At 69.6% G+C, this 15,194-nt stretch carries 14 protein-coding genes and 1 tRNA gene; 8 read left to right on the plus strand and 7 right to left on the minus strand.

The window, feature by feature from the left end:
* Window positions 1-7: 7 nt before the first annotated feature.
* Both LG391_RS07260 and LG391_RS07265 read left to right on the plus strand, forming a co-directional pair.
* Window positions 8-82 (plus strand) — tRNA-Thr (locus tag LG391_RS07260).
* Between the two features lie 163 nt (window positions 83-245).
* Complete coding sequence (locus LG391_RS07265; RefSeq protein WP_225767302.1) at window positions 246-461, plus strand: hypothetical protein; 216 nt, start codon at window positions 246-248, stop codon at window positions 459-461.
* Between the two features lie 10 nt (window positions 462-471).
* Here the strand turns inward: LG391_RS07265 and LG391_RS07270 are convergent, their stop codons facing one another.
* Window positions 472-1,329, minus strand: a complete 858-nt coding sequence (locus LG391_RS07270) for an alpha/beta fold hydrolase (protein ID WP_225767303.1) — start codon at window positions 1,327-1,329, stop codon at window positions 472-474.
* An 11-nt stretch (window positions 1,330-1,340) separates the two neighbouring features.
* Entirely contained in the window at window positions 1,341-3,098 is a 1,758-nt protein-coding gene (locus tag LG391_RS07275) for a thiamine pyrophosphate-dependent enzyme (protein ID WP_225767304.1), read from the minus strand.
* 163 nt (window positions 3,099-3,261) lie between these two features.
* Between LG391_RS07275 and LG391_RS07280 the strand changes: the two genes are divergently transcribed.
* The 3 genes from LG391_RS07280 (at window position 3,262) to LG391_RS07290 (ending at window position 7,013) form a co-directional block, all read left to right on the plus strand.
* Entirely contained in the window at window positions 3,262-5,640 is a 2,379-nt protein-coding gene (locus LG391_RS07280) for a phosphoketolase (RefSeq protein ID WP_255646490.1), read from the plus strand.
* Between the two features lies 1 nt (window position 5,641).
* Window positions 5,642-6,760, plus strand: coding sequence for an acetate/propionate family kinase (locus tag LG391_RS07285; RefSeq protein WP_225767306.1), 1,119 nt, complete (start codon window positions 5,642-5,644; stop codon window positions 6,758-6,760).
* An 85-nt stretch (window positions 6,761-6,845) separates the two neighbouring features.
* Window positions 6,846-7,013: a hypothetical protein gene (locus LG391_RS07290; protein WP_225767307.1), complete on the plus strand. Its 168-nt coding sequence runs from the start codon at window positions 6,846-6,848 to the stop codon at window positions 7,011-7,013.
* On the opposite strand, the gene LG391_RS07295 is transcribed toward LG391_RS07290, so the two are convergent.
* A complete protein-coding gene (locus tag LG391_RS07295; protein ID WP_225767308.1) occupies window positions 6,995-7,435 on the minus strand; it encodes a DUF6766 family protein in 441 nt (146 codons plus the stop codon). The genes LG391_RS07290 and LG391_RS07295 overlap by 19 nt on opposite strands.
* A gap of 220 nt (window positions 7,436-7,655) precedes the next feature.
* On the opposite strand from LG391_RS07295, the gene LG391_RS07300 reads away from it, so the two are divergent.
* On the plus strand, window positions 7,656-9,566 hold the full coding sequence (locus LG391_RS07300; protein WP_225767309.1) for an ABC transporter substrate-binding protein: 1,911 nt from the start codon (window positions 7,656-7,658) through the stop codon (window positions 9,564-9,566).
* A gap of 38 nt (window positions 9,567-9,604) precedes the next feature.
* Here the strand turns inward: LG391_RS07300 and LG391_RS07305 are convergent, their stop codons facing one another.
* The 4 genes from LG391_RS07305 to rfbC are packed head-to-tail and all read right to left on the minus strand — an operon-like array spanning window position 9,605 to window position 12,906.
* Window positions 9,605-10,432 (minus strand): NAD(P)-dependent oxidoreductase, encoded by an 828-nt coding sequence (locus LG391_RS07305; RefSeq protein WP_225767310.1) that lies wholly within the window; start codon window positions 10,430-10,432, stop codon window positions 9,605-9,607.
* A gap of 22 nt (window positions 10,433-10,454) precedes the next feature.
* Window positions 10,455-11,309, minus strand: a complete 855-nt coding sequence (gene rfbD / locus LG391_RS07310; protein ID WP_225767311.1) for a dTDP-4-dehydrorhamnose reductase — start codon at window positions 11,307-11,309, stop codon at window positions 10,455-10,457.
* Window positions 11,306-12,340, minus strand: coding sequence for a dTDP-glucose 4,6-dehydratase (rfbB, locus tag LG391_RS07315; RefSeq protein WP_225767312.1), 1,035 nt, complete (start codon window positions 12,338-12,340; stop codon window positions 11,306-11,308). Before rfbB ends, rfbD begins: the two co-directional genes overlap by 4 nt.
* On the minus strand, window positions 12,337-12,906 hold the full coding sequence (gene rfbC / locus LG391_RS07320) for a dTDP-4-dehydrorhamnose 3,5-epimerase (RefSeq protein WP_225767313.1): 570 nt from the start codon (window positions 12,904-12,906) through the stop codon (window positions 12,337-12,339). The genes rfbB and rfbC overlap by 4 nt, the downstream gene beginning before the upstream one ends.
* A gap of 283 nt (window positions 12,907-13,189) precedes the next feature.
* On the opposite strand from rfbC, the gene LG391_RS07325 reads away from it, so the two are divergent.
* Both LG391_RS07325 and LG391_RS07330 read left to right on the plus strand, forming a co-directional pair.
* Complete coding sequence (locus tag LG391_RS07325; protein WP_225767314.1) at window positions 13,190-13,456, plus strand: hypothetical protein; 267 nt, start codon at window positions 13,190-13,192, stop codon at window positions 13,454-13,456.
* A gap of 49 nt (window positions 13,457-13,505) precedes the next feature.
* Window positions 13,506-14,861, plus strand: a complete 1,356-nt coding sequence (locus tag LG391_RS07330; protein ID WP_225767315.1) for a UDP-glucose/GDP-mannose dehydrogenase family protein — start codon at window positions 13,506-13,508, stop codon at window positions 14,859-14,861.
* Window positions 14,862-15,194: the final 333 nt, after the last annotated feature.

A 15,194-nucleotide genomic window follows, 5' to 3' on the forward strand; every position in this document is an offset into this window, starting at 1 on the left:
CCCGCGCGCCGAAGTAGCTCAGGGGTAGAGCAACTGATTCGTAATCAGTAGGTCCGGGGTTCAAATCCCCGCTTCGGCACCATTCCTTCCCTCCTCCGACATCGACGACCCCACTCTTCTCGCGTCGTCCGGGACGACCGGCATGGACCGTCCCATGCGACCGGAACGGGACGCGGCCTGCCGCCATTGATCCGTCAGCGGCGGCCATGTCCGGCCGCCGCGGAGATTGCCGGTGGAGACGAGACATGACGTCGGATCCCGAGACGGCACGGCGAGGCCCGGGCGGCACCGCGGAGCGGCCGACGGAGGGCGAACCGGAAGGGCGGCGGGCGATCGAGAGCGCGCTCGACATCAGCCTGGCACGCGGGCCGGAGCAGGAGGGCGGCCGCCGCTCGACGCTGCCGATCCTGGTCGGCCTCCTGGTGGCGGTCGTGATCCTGCTGATCGCGATCTTCGCCTGACGCGTCCCGGTCAGGCCCGCAGGAACCGCGACAATTCGCGGGCCAGCATCTCCGGAGCGTCCTCGGCCATGTGGTGGCCGCAGCCGAGGCCGCGGCCGCGCAGGTCGCGGGCCCAGGGCCGCCACACCGCCAGCACGTCGCCGTAGAGATCCTCGAGGTCGTCCAGCAACGCCCACAGGACCAGCGTCGGGCACCCGACCTGCCGCCCGGCGCTGCGGTCCTCGGCATCGTGCTCGCGGTCGATGCCGAGCCCGGCGCGGTAGTCCTCGATCATGCCGTGGACGGTGTCCGGATCGTGGATCGCCTCGCGATAATCCGCATAAGCCTCGGCGCCCATCTGTCCGGCGGTGGCGCCGTACCAGGCGTCCGGATCGGCCAGGATCGCCCGTTCCGGCTTGCCCGGCTGGCCGAAGAAGAACCAGTGCCACCACGCCCGGGCGAAGCGGGCATTGCAGCGCTCCAGCGCCTCCAGGATCGGCACGGCGTCGAGCACGGCGAGATGGCTGATCCGGTCCGGATGGTCCATGGCGGCGCGGAACGCCGTATAGGCGCCGCGATCGTGCCCGACGACGGCGAAGCGCGGGAAGCCCAGCCGTTCCATCAGCGCGACGCAGTCCCGGGCCTTGGCCCGCTTGGAGGAGCCGGCGTGGTCGGGCGTGTCCGCCGGCTTCGACGAGCGGCCGAAGCCGCGCAGGTCCGGGCAGACCACGGTGTGGCGTTCGGCCAACAGCGGCGCCACCCGGTGCCACGTCGCATGGGTGCGCGGATGGCCGTGCAGCAGCAGCACCGGCGGCCCGGCGCCGCCATGGCGCACCCTCAGCACGGCCTCGGGCAGCTCGATCCTCTCGAGAGCGAAACCCTCGAACATCGCGGCCGCTCCTAGACCAGCTCCCGCACCGTGTCGGAGGCGACCGTCATCGCGATCTTGCGCCGGGCCGGCGTGCCGCGGGCCAGGGACGCGGCCAGATGCGCCGCCTGCTTCAGCGTCGCCTTGGCCGGCATCGGCGGCTCGTGCGGGTCGACCACCGCCTCGACCAGGGCCGGGCCGGGCGCCGCCATCGCCTCGCGCAGCACCTCGCCGCAGCGGGCCGGGTCGTCCACGGACCAGCCGGCGACGCCGAAGCCGCGCGCCACCGTGGCAAAGTCGACCGGCTGCAGCTCGCAGACATATTCCGGGTTGCCCAGGAACACCATCTGCTCCCATTTGATCTGGCCGAGGGCGTTGTTCTTGATCACCACGATCTTGATGTTCAGCCCGTATTTCACGCAGGTGGCCAGCTCGCCGATCAGCATGGTCAGGCCGCCATCGCCGATGAAGCACACCACCTGCCGGTCCGGATAGGCCACCGCCGCGGCGATGGCATAGGGCAGGCCGCAGGCCATCGAGGCGAGGTTGCCGGAGCAGGAGAACATCATCCCGTCCCGCATCGTCAGGTGCCGCGCCGCCCAGGTGGTGATGGTGCCGGAATCGGTGGCGACGATGGCGTCGTGGCGCAGCAGCCGGTCCAGCTCATGCGCCACCACCTGCGGCTTCATCGGGTGGTCCCGGCGGGTGCCGCGCTCGACCATCAGCGCGTTCCACGCCTTCATCCCCTCCTGCGCCTTGGCCCGGAAGGACCGGGCGTCGCGATGGGCCCGGCGCGGCAGCAGCTGCTCCAGCACCTTCCGCGTGTCGCCGGCCAGGCCGGCCTCGACCGGGTACCGCAGGCCGATGCGCTGCGGGTCGAGATCGATCTGCACCGCCCGCGCCTGCCCCGGCTTGGGGTAGTACTCGATATAGGGGAAGGCGCTGCCGGCGATCAGCAGCGTGTCGCAGTCCTCCAGCGCCTCCTGCGACGGCAGGGTGCCGAGCAGCCCGATGCCGCCCGTCGAATAGGGGCTGTCGTCCGGCAGCGCCCCCTTGCCGAGCAGCGGCTTGATCACCGGCGCGCCCAGCCGCTCCGCCACCGCCTCCAGCACGTCGCGGGCGGCGAGGGCGCCGCGGCCGGCCAGGATGGCGGTCTTCGTCCCCGCATTCAGGATCGCTGCGGCGCGCGCGATCTGGTCCTCGCCCGGCATCTGGGCCGGCGGGGCCCTCACGTCGGAGACATGGCCGGGGATGTTGCGCTCCGACCGCGTCCGCGCCTCGACCGGCTGCGACTGCATGTCGACCGGGATGGTGACATGGGCCACCCCGCGGCGGGCCAGCGCCGTCCGGCAGGCCAGCTCGACCGCGTTCTCGACATGGTTCGGCCCCATGATCCGGACGTTGTAGGCCGCGACGTCGGCGAACAGCTTGTCCAGCTCGACATCCTGCTGGGTGAAGGTGTGCACCAAGTCGTGGAACTGCAGCCCGGTGACCGCCAGCACGGGCTGGCCGTCCAGCTTGGCGTCGTAGAGCCCGTTCAGCAGATGGATGCCGCCGGGCCCGGAGGTGGCGAGACAGACGCCCAGCCTGCCGGTCCATTTGGCATAGGCGCAGGCGGCGAAGGCGGCCGATTCCTCGTGCCGCACCTGGATGAAGCGGATCCGGTCCTGCCGGGTCCGCAGCGCCTCGATCACCCCGTTGATGCCGTCGCCGGGAATGCCGAAGACGGTGTCCACCCCCCAGTCGATCAGGGTTTCGACCAGGACGTCGCCGGCGGTCGGGCGGGCCATCGCGCATTCTCCCGTGGCTGAGACTGAGTGGGATTCAGTTCGGCAACAGCGTCCGCGGACGGCCCGTTCCGGTCGGGGCGCAAGCGTTTTCCGGAGAATGGCCGGCACGGCCTGGAATTATCGCCGGTCCGCTTCAGATCACTGGGGAAGACGACCGGGCGGGATAGCGGAGACCCAAGCGATGGAACGGGAGCTGGAGCTGCTCGACGCCTATTGGCGGGCGGCGAACTACCTGTCGGTCGGGCAGATCTACCTGCTCGACAACCCGCTGCTCGAGGAGCCGCTGGCGATCGGGCACATCAAGCCCAGGCTGCTCGGCCACTGGGGCACGACGCCCGGGCTGAACTTCATCTACGCCCATCTCAACCGGGTGATCGCCCGCGACGACCTCGACATGATCTTCATCTGCGGCCCCGGCCACGGCGGGCCGGCGGTGGTCGCCAACACGTATCTCGAAGGCACCTATTCCGAGATCTATCCGGAGGTCGGCCGGGACCGGGAGGGGATGCGCCGGCTGTTCCGGCAGTTCTCCTTCCCCGGCGGCATCCCCAGCCACGCCGCGCCGGAGACGCCGGGGTCGATCCATGAGGGCGGCGAGCTGGGCTATGCCCTGGCCCATGCCTACGGCGCCGCCTTCGACAACCCGGAGCTGATCGTCGCCTGCGTCATCGGCGACGGCGAGGCCGAGACCGGGCCGCTGGCCGCCTCCTGGCACTCCAACAAGTTCCTCAATCCGCGGATCGACGGCGCCGTGCTGCCGATCCTGCACCTGAACGGCTACAAGATCGCCAACCCGACCATCCTGGGCCGGATGACCGACGAGAAGCTGCTGCGGCTGTTCGAAGGCTTCGGCTACGAGCCTTATTTCGTCGAGGGTTCGGACCCGGCGCCGACGCACAAGGCCATGGCGGCCACGCTCGACATCGTCGTCGACCGCATCCGCGAGATCCGGGCGGGCACGCAGGCCGACGGCCTGGCCCGGCCGCCCTGGCCGATGATCATCCTGCGCACACCCAAGGGCTGGACCGGGCCGAAGGAGGTCGACGGGTTGAAGACCGAGGGGTTCTGGCGGTCGCACCAGGTGCCGCTGTCCGGCCTCGCCGACAAGCCGGAGCACCTCGCCCAGCTCGAGGCCTGGATGCGCAGCTACCGGCCGGAGGAGCTGTTCGACGAGTCCGGCCGGCTGGTGCCGGAGCTGCAGGCGCTGGCGCCGCGGGGCGACCGGCGCATGGGCGCGAACCCGCACGCCAATGGCGGGCGCCTGCGCAAGGAGCTGGAACTTCCGGACTACCGCAGCTTCGCCCTCGACGTGCCGGGCCCGGGCGGCAGCCGCGGCGAGGCCACCCGCGCCATGGGCCAGCTGCTGCGCGACGTCATCCGGCAGAATCCGGAGACGTTCCGGCTGATGGGGCCGGACGAGACCGCGTCCAACCGCCTCGACGCCGTGTTCGAGGCGACCGACCGGGTGTGGATGGAGGACATCCTGCCCGAGGACGTGCACCTGGCGCCCGAGGGCCGGGTGATGGAGGTGCTGAGCGAGCATCTGTGCCAGGGCTGGCTGGAAGGCTATCTCCTGACCGGCCGGCACGGCCTGTTCTCCTGCTACGAGGCCTTCATCCACATCGTCGATTCAATGGTGAACCAGCACGCCAAATGGCTGAAGGTCACCCGCGGGCTGGAATGGCGGCAGCCGATCTCGTCGCTGAACTACCTGCTGACTTCGCATGTCTGGCGGCAGGACCATAACGGCTTCAGCCACCAGGATCCCGGCTTCATCGACCATGTCGTCAACAAGAAGGTCGACATCGTCCGGGTCTACCTGCCGCCCGACGGCAACACGCTGCTGGCGGTGACCGACCACTGCCTGCGCACCTATGACCGGATCAACGTCATCGTCGCCGGCAAGCAGCCCTCGCCGCAATGGCTGGACATCGATCGGGCGGCCGCGCATTGCGCCGCCGGGATCGGCCGTTGGGGCTGGGCCAGCAACGAGGGCGACGGCGACCCGGACGTGGTGCTGGCCTGCGCCGGCGACGTGCCGACGCTGGAGGCGGTCGCCGCCGTGTCGCTGCTGCGCGAGCAGCTGCCGGCGCTGCGCATCCGCCTGGTCAACGTCGTCGACCTGATGGCGCTGCAGCCGAAGGCGCAGCATCCGCACGGGCTGCCGGAGGAGGCGTTCACCGCCCTGTTCACGAGGGACAGGCCGGTGATCTTCGCCTTCCACGGCTATCCGCAGCTGGTCCACCGCCTGACCTACAAGCGCACCAACCACGACAATTTCCACGTCCACGGCTATCGCGAGGAGGGCACGACGACCACGCCCTTCGACATGGTGGTGCTGAACCAGCTCGACCGGTTCCACCTGGCCATCGCCGCGATCGACCGGCTGCCGCAGCTCGGCGCCGAGGGCGACCGGGCCCGCCGCCGGTTCCAGGAGCGGCTGGCGGAACATCACGACTATGTCCGGCAGCACGGCCGCGACATGCCGGATGTCGCCGACTGGAGCTGGCCCGCCCGCGGCACCGCGGCGCCGTTCGACTGAGATGGAGATCCTGGCCCTCAACGCCGGCTCATCCTCGATCAAGCTCGGCCTCTTCGAGGCGCGCGAGGGCCGGGCGGCGCGCCACGCCAAGGCCGTGCTCGACCTCAAGGGACGGCCGCCGGCGCTGCGGCTGGAGGGTGCTTCCGACGCCATCGAGATCGGCGTCGCGGATGCGGGCGACCTGCGGGCCGTGCTCGGCGGCTGCCTGCGCGTGCTGGACGACCGGCTCGGCCTCGACGGCCTCGCCTTGGCCGGGCACCGGGTGGTGCATGGCGGCGAGGCCTTCACCGGCCCGGTCCGCATCACCGAGCAGGTTCTCGGGCAGCTGGAGGCGCTGGTGCCGCTGGCGCCGCTGCATCAGCCGCCGGCGCTGCGGCTGATCGAGGCGATGAGCGCGCTGCGGCCCGGCATCGTCCAGACCGCCTCCTTCGACACCGCCTTCCATGCCGGGCAGCCGGATCACGTGCGCCGCTTCGCCCTGCCCCGGCCGTTGCACGATCGCGGCATCAAGCGCTACGGCTTCCACGGCCTGTCCTACCGGTTCATCGCCGACACGCTGCGCCGCGACCATCCCGAGATCGCGGCCGGGCGCGTGGTCGTCGCCCATCTCGGCAGCGGCGCCAGCCTGTGCGCCCTGCGGGACGGGATCAGCGTCGAGACGACGATGGGCTTCTCCGCCCTCGACGGGGTGCCGATGGCGACCCGGCCCGGCGCGCTCGACGCCGGCGTGCTGCTGCATCTGCTCGGCCCCGGCGGCATGGCGGTCGCGGAGGTGGAGGACCTGCTCTACCATCGCGCCGGGCTGCTCGGCCTGTCCGGGATCAGCGGCGACACGCGCGAGCTGCTGGCCAGCGCCGCCCCGGCGGCGCGCGAGGCGGTCGAGATCTTCGCCTTCCGCATCGCCCAGGCCGTCGCCGCCCTCGCCGTCACGCTGGGCGGGCTCGACGCCCTGGTCTTCACCGCCGGCATCGGCGAGCACCAGCCGGAGATCCGCGCCCGGATCTGCGGCCGGCTCGGCTGGCTCGGCGTCGCGCCCGGCGGCAGCGTCGCCGTTCTGGTGATCCCGACCGACGAGGAGCAGGTCGTGGCCGACGAGGCGCTGCGGATCCGGCCGGGCTGACGCGTCCAGGGAACCGAACCGCCGCCCGGGGAGTCACCTTCTGAAGGGCGGCCGCTCGCCGCCCAGGTCACGGCGAAGGACGGCTATGGATATCGGCGGATGGCTGTGGCTCGTGGTCGACGTGCTTCTGGTCGCGATCCTGGCCGGCGGCATGATCTACGGCACCATGCAATGGCGCCGTCGCCGCCGCAGCCCGGAGATGAAGCGGGCCTCCGAGGAGGCGGTCCGCAGGAACTATCGCGAAGGCGGCTGACGCGACGGCGCGCCCGACGCCGCCATCCTGGTCCAGCGGTGATCGGTGTGGCGGCCGGCATAGTCGCGGTCGATCTCGTCGATCAGCGCGTCAGCGCGCTCCGGCTCGACTGCGGCGAGGATGGCGTCGATCTTGGCCTCCATCCGGTCGTCGCCCTCCTTGGATTGCGGCGAGCCGACATAGAGCAGGAAGGCCAGGCCGCCGATCTGCCAGAGCAGCTGCAGGAATTCCGACTGCCAGTTCTCCAGCGTGTCGCGCGACATCTCGACGACATAGGCCGCGATCTCCGGCGCGGCCCCGTGCTGCCGCTGCTCGTCGACATAGGCGAACCAGCCGAACAGCCAGTGCCCGACCAGGGAGATGACGAAGAAGCCCAGCGTCACCCATCCATAGCCGTAGCGCTTCCAGATCGAATTCGACATCACGCTGTCTCCATCCGTCCCTACGGTGCCGCCGTGTGCAAATGCTGACGGTCTCACCCGTAATGACTTTCCGAAGACCCGTTCCGTTCCGGATGGATTCAGAAGAAGGGCCGGCGCGCTGTCGCCCTGCCCCAATTGTCCGGCTTCACAATCCCCACCCGGGGGGTCGATACTGCCGGCCTTCGAGGGAAACGACCAAAACCCACAACAGGGTAGGCAGATGACCTGGATTTCACGTTTGGCCACGGCCGCCACGGCTGCCGTCGCGATGGCCGTTGCCGTCCCGGCCGGCGCCGCGACGCTGGTCGAGACGCCGATGTACGAGCAGGATGTGGCGGCCGGCAAGCTGCCGCCGGTGGCGCAGCGCGTTCCGGAAGTGCCGTCGGTGGTCGACCTGGCGGCGGAGCAGAAGGAGCCCGGCAAGCCGGGCGGCGAGATCAGCTGGATGGCCGGCCGCGCCCGCGACATCCGGATCATGAACACCTACAGCTATGCCCGGCTGGTCGGCTACGGCCCGGACTTCAAGCTGCGTCCCGACATCCTGCAGTCGGTCGATGTCGACGGCGAGAAGGTGTTCACGCTGCATCTGCGGCCGGGCCACAAATGGTCCGACGGCCAGCCCTTCACCAGCGACGACTTCCGCTACTTCTGGGAAGACGTGTCGCTGGACAAGGAGCTGATGCCCTACGGCCCGGATTCGCGCCTGCTGGTCGACGGGGAGCTGCCGAAGGTCGAGTATCCGGACGCGCAGACCGTCCGCTATTCCTGGTCCAAGCCGAACCCGGAGTTCCTGCCGGCTATCGCGGGGGCCAGCCCGCTCTACATCTTCGCGCCGGCGCATTACCTGAAGCAGTTCCACAAGAAATACACCGACGCCGCGGCGCTGGACGCGCTGGTCAAGGAAGCCGGCGCCCGCAACTGGGTCGCGCTCTACAAGCAGCGCGAAAAGCTGATCGATTCGGCCAATCCGGACCTGCCGGTGCTGGAGCCCTGGGTCAACACCACCAAGGCCCCGGCGGAGCGCTTCATCTTCGTCCGCAACCCCTATTACCACCGGATCGACAGCCAGGGCCGGCAGCTGCCCTATCTCGACCGCGTCGTCGTCAACGTGGTCGAGGGATCGCTGATCCCGGCCAAGACCGGCACCGGCGAGGCCGACCTGCAGGCCCGCGGCCTGCGCTTCGACAACATCAGCTTCCTCAAGGCCGGGGAGCAGAAGGGCGGCTACAAGGTGCGGCTGTGGCCGACGGCGCTGGGGTCCGAAGTCGCGCTGTATCCGAACCTGAATTGCAACGACCCCGACTGGCGGGCTCTCAACCGCGACGTCCGCTTCCGCCGCGCCCTGTCGCTCGGCATCGACCGCGACGAGATCAACCAGACCGTGTTCTTCGGCCAGGCCCGGCCGAGCCAGAACACGGTGCTGCCGGAATCGCCCTATTACGACGAGACGGCGGCGACCGAATGGGCCGCGTTCGACCCGCAGAAGGCCAACGCCCTGCTGGACGAAATCGGCCTGACCAAGCGCGACGGCGACGGCATCCGGCTGATGCCGAACGGCAAGCGGCTGGAGATCGTGGTCGAGAGCGCCGGCGAGCGCACTCTCGAGACCGACATCCTGCAGCTGGTCCGCGAGAGCTGGGCCAAGATCGGCATCGCCCTTCACACCGCCCAGTCGCAGCGCGACGTGTTCCTGCAGCGGATCTTCGCCGGCGACACGGTGATGTCGGTGTGGACCGGCTGGGACAACGGCCTGATCACGCCGACGACCGTGCCCTCGCAGCTGGCCCCGGTCGACCAGAACTGGCTGCAGTACCCGAAATGGGGCCAATACGTGCAGACCAAGGGCGGCGCGGGCGAGAAGCCGGATGTCGAATTCGGCCGGAAGCTGATGGACCTCTACGACGAATGGCGCGGCACCACCGATGCGGCCCGCCGCGACGCCATCGTCCGCGAGATGATCAAGATCCAGTCGGACGAGGTGACCTCGATCGGCACGGTGCAGGGCGTGCTGCAGCCGGTCGTGGTCAAGGCCCGGCTGCACAACGTGCCGGAGAAGGGCATCTTCTCCTGGGACCCCGGGGCGCATTTCGGGATCTACCGCCCCGACACCTTCTGGGTCGACCCGTCCTGATGCGTCCGAAGCGCCCGGCCCCGGCCGGGCGCTTTCGTTCAGGCGGCCAGACGCTGTCCGATGGCCAGGCAGGCCGCACGGATGTCGTCGCGACCGGCGACCGGGCCGAAGCGCGCGGCGAACCGGTCCACATTCATCGTGAACGCATCACGGATCGACGGATCGATGACGCTGAGGCTGCCGCGGCCGAAGCCTTCCAGGATCCACATCGCCAGCCAGCCGATCTCGAGCGGCACGCCGGAGCCCAGGTTGAACAGCCCGCCAGGACGTGCCCGCACCACCTTCACCAGCGCCGCCGCGAACGCCCCGACCGGCAGGAAGTCCTTCAGCGTGAAGGGGCTGACGTCGTAGCGGATCACCCCCTCCTCGCGCAGCGACCGCAGCAGGAGGCCGAGGAAGGTGCGGCGGCCGGGCAGGTCCTCGAAGCCGAAGATGTTGGACAGGCGCAGGATGGTGAGGTTCGGGCCGAACCGGTCCTGCAGCAGCTGCTCGGTCACCAGCTTGTTGCGGCCATAGGCGTCCTGCGGCGCCGGAGTCCGGCTTTCGGCCAGCGGCTCGTCCCCGGCCGGGCCGTAGACCTTGCGGGTGCTGACCATTACGACATGCGCGTCCGCCGGCATGCGGCCGCCGCGCTGCGCCCGGCCGATCGCATCCGCCAGGATGCGGTCGCAGTCGAGCGCCGGATCATAGGCCTCGCGCTGGTAGCGGGGGTCGATCGCGAAGTTGACGACGCAGCCGACGCCGTCGAAGGTCTCGGGCCGCGCCACATCGGCCCAGGCGGCGTGGCGGAGGCCGTCGGCGCCGTGGGCGTCGACGAAGCTGCGGGCGAGAAAGCTCGATCGCCCGATCACCAGCACATCAGCCACCTCGCCCCCCTGGCCCGCGGCGCTATTGCGCCCGCACGACGGCACACAGCGCCTGCCGCCAATCGGGCTGCGCCAGCCCGAACACCTGGCCGATCCTGCCGCAATCCAGGACCGAATTCGACGGGCGCCGTGCCGGGGTCGGGTAGTCGGCGGTCGCGATCGCGTGCAGCACCGGGGCGGGACCGCCCTTCGCGGCGAAGATCGCGGCGGCGAAGTCGTACCAGGTCGTGGCCGGGGCGCCGGCGAAGTGGAAGGTGCCCCAGCCGTCGAAGCCGGGCGCCAGGGCGCGCTCGCGGATCGCCAGGATCGCCGCAGCGATGTCGGCCGCAGCGGTCGGGCCGCCGCGCTGGTCGGCGACGATCCGCAGCTCCGGCCGCTCGGCGCCCAGCCGCAGCATGGTGCGGACGAAGTTGTGGCCGTGCGCGGCGAAGACCCAGGCGGTGCGCAGGATGACGTGCCGCGGCAGCGCCGCGCGGACCGCCGCCTCACCCGCCGCCTTGCTCTCGCCATAGACCGACAGAGGCGCGATCGGGTCGTCCTCACGCCACGGCCGGTCGCCGTCGCCGCGGAAGACGTAGTCGGTCGAGATGTGCAGCAGCGCCGCCCCTGCCTCGGCGCAGGCGCGGGCGATCACGCCGGGCCCGGTCGCGTTGACGGCGAAGGCCCGGTCGCGGTCGGTCTCGGCCTTGTCGACCGCGGTGTAGGCGGCGCAGTTGGCGACGAAATCGGCGCCGCGCACGGCGTCGGCCACCGCGGCGGCGTCGGTGATGTCGACCTCCGACCGGGCGAAGGCGCGCACGGTCAGGCCCTGCGCGCGGGCCAGACCGGCCAGCTCGCGCCCGACCTGGCCGCCGGCGCCGAGGACGACGAGCGTCATGCGGCGTGCCCGAGGCCGATGCGGCTGCGCTCGCCGGCCCGCGCGCACCACTCGCGATTGGCGATGTACCAGGCCACGGTCTGCCGCAGCCCCTGCTCCAGGCTGTGCTTCGGCCGCCAGCCCAGCTCGGTCTCCGCCTTGGTCGGGTCGATGGCGTAGCGGGCGTCGTGGCCCGGCCGGTCGGTGACGTAGGTGATCAGGCTCTCATAGGGCTGCGCCGCCGGCTGCAGCTCGTCCAGGATGCGGCAGATCTGGCGCACCAGGTCGATGTTGGTGCGCTCGGACCGGCTGCCGACCAGATAGGTCTCGCCCGGGCGGCCCTTGGCGATGATCGCCCGCAGCCCGGCGGCGTGGTCGTCGACATGAATCCAGTCGCGGACGTTCTCGCCCTTGCCGTAGATCGGCAGCGGCTTGCCCTCGAGCGCATTCAGGGTGACGACCGGGATCAGCTTCTCCGGATACTGGTACGGCCCGTAATTGTTCGAGCAGTTCGACACCATCACCGGCAGGCCGTAGGTGCGGTGCCAAGCCCGGGCCAGGTGGTCGGAGCCGGCCTTGCTGGAGGAATAGGGCGAGTTCGGCTGGTACGGGCTGGTCTCGGAGAACAGGCCGGTCGCGTCGAGCTCGCCATAGACCTCGTCGGTCGAGACGTGCAGGAAACGGAAGCCGTTCCCCTTCGGCAGACCGCGCCAGTATTCCAGCGCCGCGGTCAGCAGGCTGCCGGTGCCCATGACGTTGGTGCGGACGAAGGCCAGCGGGTCGTCGATCGACCGGTCGACATGGCTCTCGGCCGCCAGATGGTAGACGATGTCCGGCCGGTGCTCGGCGAACAGGGTCCGCATGGCGTCGACGTCGCAGATGTCGGCCCGGGCGAAGCGGTGCCGGCCGGTGGCGTCCAGCCCGGCCAGATTGTCGAGGTTGCCGGCATAGGTCAGCTTGTCGATGGTGACGACGGTCTCGCCGTCGGCGACCAGTTGGCGGACCAGGGCCGAGCCGATGAAGCCGGCGCCGCCGGTGACGAAGATGGTCATGCTGCACCGTACTGGAAATGGGCGGGGGCGTCGGCAAGGCGCGGCCAGTTGCGGTCGCGGTCGTTGACGATCATCTCGGCCGGCGGGATCGGCCAGTCGATGCCGAGCGCCGGATCGTCCCAGCGGAGGCCGCCCTCGGCCTGCGGGGCGTAGCCGGCGGTGACCTTGTAGACCACCTCGGTGTCCGGCTCGAGCGTGACGTAGCCATGGGCGAAACCGACCGGGATCCAGATCCGCGCGGGTTCGGACGCGGTCAGGGTCACCCCGATGGAGCGGCCGAAGGTGGGCGAGCCGCGGCGGATGTCGACCGCGACGTCGTAGATCGAGCCGCGGATCACGCCGATCAGCTTGCCCTGGGCGTGCGGCGCGATCTGGTAGTGCAGGCCGCGCATGGTTCCGGCGGCGACGCTGCCGGCCTGGTTGTCCTGGACGAAGTCGAGCGGCAGCCCGGCGGCGCGGAACTTATCGGCGTTCCAGGATTCGTAGAAATAGCCGCGCTCGTCGGAGAACTTGCGCAGGCTGACGAGCTTGACGTCCTCGATCCCGGTCGAGATTAGCTGAACCACTCACATCCTCCAGAGAATCCGCGCTTCGGCAGCGCTGCCGCTCGACTGATCCGAGCCGCATGCCGCCTGTGATGACGTCCCAGCCTCGCAGGATTGGCATATTCCGATCCGCGGCATGGAAAGCATTTTTCTTCCGAGCGCGTCAAGACGACGATCACCGCGCCACGACAAGGCCTTCGACGTGACCTTGATGCCACAAATCTCGTGATGACGGGACCGGAACAATCCCCAGCCGCACGCGTTCTCCCGCCGAGCCGCAGATGTGACCTCCGGAAGGTGCGGCATGCACCTCGACCAGCCGGGCCATCCGACCGACAGCGTCAACCTGCAGCGAGGCGATGTGCTTGTGGACATCACCGTCGACGCCAATAATATGGTCGAATATTGTGCCGCCCAGAGCATACGCCACACCGGCAACACAATCCGTGAGTACGGTCCCGCCACAGGGGCTGGTCCGCCGTCCGGCGTCGTGACAACCGGGGACGGATCGATACTCTCGAACAATGTCACGCAATTTCAAACTCGAACCCCTCCCACACTCCTGGTATGAGTTGCCGCCTCGTGTCGTAGCGCGGCCAAACCGAATTGGTGACTGACCCATGCGAATAGCGATGATCGGCAGCGGCTACGTCGGGCTGGTATCCGGCACGTGCTTCTCCGAACTCGGACACGACGTCATCTGCGTCGACCGGGATCCCGAGCGGATCGAGAAGCTGCGCCGGAACGTCATGCCGATCTACGAGCCCGGGCTCGACGCCCTGGTGGCCAAGAACGTCGCCGGCGGCCGACTTTCATTCACCACCGACCTCAAGGCGGCGGTGGACGGGGCGGACGCCGTCTTCATCGCCGTCGGCACCCCGAGCCGGCGGGGCGACGGGCGGGCGGACCTGACCTATGTCTATGCCGCGGCGGCGGAGATCGCCGACGCCCTCACCGGCTACGCCGTCGTGGTCACCAAATCGACCGTGCCCGTCGGAACCGGCCGGGAAGTCGCGGCCATCATCAGGAAGACCCGCCCCGACGCGGATTTCGACGTGGCCTCGAATCCCGAGTTCCTGCGCGAAGGCGCGGCCATCAACGACTTCATGCGGCCCGACCGCGTGGTCATCGGCGTCGAAAGCGACCGGGCGCGGGAGGTTCTCAGCAGCATCTACCGCCCGCTCTACCTGATCGAACGGCCGATCGTCAGCACCACGCTGGAAACCGCCGAACTGATCAAATATGCGAGCAACAGCTTCCTCGCGATGAAGATCACCTTCATCAACGAGGTGGCCAATCTCTGCGAAAAGGTCGGGGCGGACGTGCACGACGTGGCCAAGGCGATCGGGCTGGACGGGCGCATCGGCCCGAAGTTCCTGCACCCGGGCCCGGGCTATGGCGGCTCCTGCTTCCCGAAGGACACCCTGGCCTTCGCGCAGACGGCGCAGGACTACGGTGCCCGGCAGCATATCGTCGAGACCGTCATCGACGTGAACGAGCGCCGCAAGGCCGAGATGACCGACCGCATCGTAGCCGCGTTCGGAGGGTCGGTCCGGGACCGGACGATCGCCGTCCTCGGCCTGACCTTCAAGCCGAACACCGACGACATGCGCGAGGCCCCCAGCCTCACCATCCTGCCCGCCCTGCTGCAGGCCGGCGCCCGCATCCAGGCGTTCGATCCCGAGGGCATGGAGGAGGCGCGGAAGCACCTGCCGCCCGGGATCACCTATGCGACCAGCGCCTATGGCGCGCTGGAGGGGGCGGACGGCGCCGTGGTCCTGACCGAATGGAACGAGTTCCGCGGCCTCGATCTCAAGCGGATGCGTGAGGCGATGCAGGGCGATGTCTTCATCGACCTGCGGAATGTCTACAAGCCCAACGAAATGGCTTCAGCCGGCTTCCAGTATCAGGGCCTGGGCCGTCCTGTTCCGACGGTACGGCCCTCCGCGGTCGCGCAAGCCGGCGCCCGCAACTAGGGGTCTCCGCGGGCTGCCGTGCTCCCCGTCCCGGCGTCGAGACGACATCGGCTGCTGTCGTCACTGCCGGGGCGCGTCGCGGATCGATGCGCCGGATCCCAGCGGAATCCGGGCGCCTCGGAATGAGTGAGCGGGAAGGCAAGACACCGGCGTCGCCCGGCCCCGCCCGTTGCCGTATCGGGGCTCGTCGGTGATCGGAAATTCCTTTTGCAGGCGCGGGAGCATCGCTTATACGTCTCAATGCGGCGCTGCGAACAACGAAACTCTTTGGGCCTGATCAGCCGATGCTCTTCAATTCACCAGAGTTTCTGTTCATCTTTCTGCCGATTACCT

The organism is Inquilinus sp. Marseille-Q2685 (genome assembly GCF_916619195.1).
Lineage (GTDB): Bacteria > Pseudomonadota > Alphaproteobacteria > DSM-16000 > Inquilinaceae > Inquilinus.

Excerpts from the sequence above, each read along its gene's own strand:
- LG391_RS07265 (WP_225767302.1), top strand. The coding sequence starts at position 246 with ATGACGTCGGATCCCGAGACGGCACGGCGAGGCCCGGGCGGCACCGCG.
- LG391_RS07270 (WP_225767303.1), bottom strand. The coding sequence starts at position 1,329 with ATGTTCGAGGGTTTCGCTCTCGAGAGGATCGAGCTGCCCGAGGCCGTG.
- LG391_RS07275 (WP_225767304.1), bottom strand. The coding sequence starts at position 3,098 with ATGGCCCGCCCGACCGCCGGCGACGTCCTGGTCGAAACCCTGATCGAC.
- LG391_RS07285 (WP_225767306.1), top strand. The coding sequence starts at position 5,642 with ATGGAGATCCTGGCCCTCAACGCCGGCTCATCCTCGATCAAGCTCGGC.
- LG391_RS07290 (WP_225767307.1), top strand. The coding sequence starts at position 6,846 with ATGGATATCGGCGGATGGCTGTGGCTCGTGGTCGACGTGCTTCTGGTC.
- LG391_RS07295 (WP_225767308.1), bottom strand. The coding sequence starts at position 7,435 with ATGTCGAATTCGATCTGGAAGCGCTACGGCTATGGATGGGTGACGCTG.
- LG391_RS07300 (WP_225767309.1), top strand. The coding sequence starts at position 7,656 with ATGACCTGGATTTCACGTTTGGCCACGGCCGCCACGGCTGCCGTCGCG.
- rfbD (WP_225767311.1), bottom strand. The coding sequence starts at position 11,309 with ATGACGCTCGTCGTCCTCGGCGCCGGCGGCCAGGTCGGGCGCGAGCTG.
- rfbB (WP_225767312.1), bottom strand. The coding sequence starts at position 12,340 with ATGACCATCTTCGTCACCGGCGGCGCCGGCTTCATCGGCTCGGCCCTG.
- LG391_RS07325 (WP_225767314.1), top strand. The coding sequence starts at position 13,190 with ATGCACCTCGACCAGCCGGGCCATCCGACCGACAGCGTCAACCTGCAG.
- LG391_RS07330 (WP_225767315.1), top strand. The coding sequence starts at position 13,506 with ATGCGAATAGCGATGATCGGCAGCGGCTACGTCGGGCTGGTATCCGGC.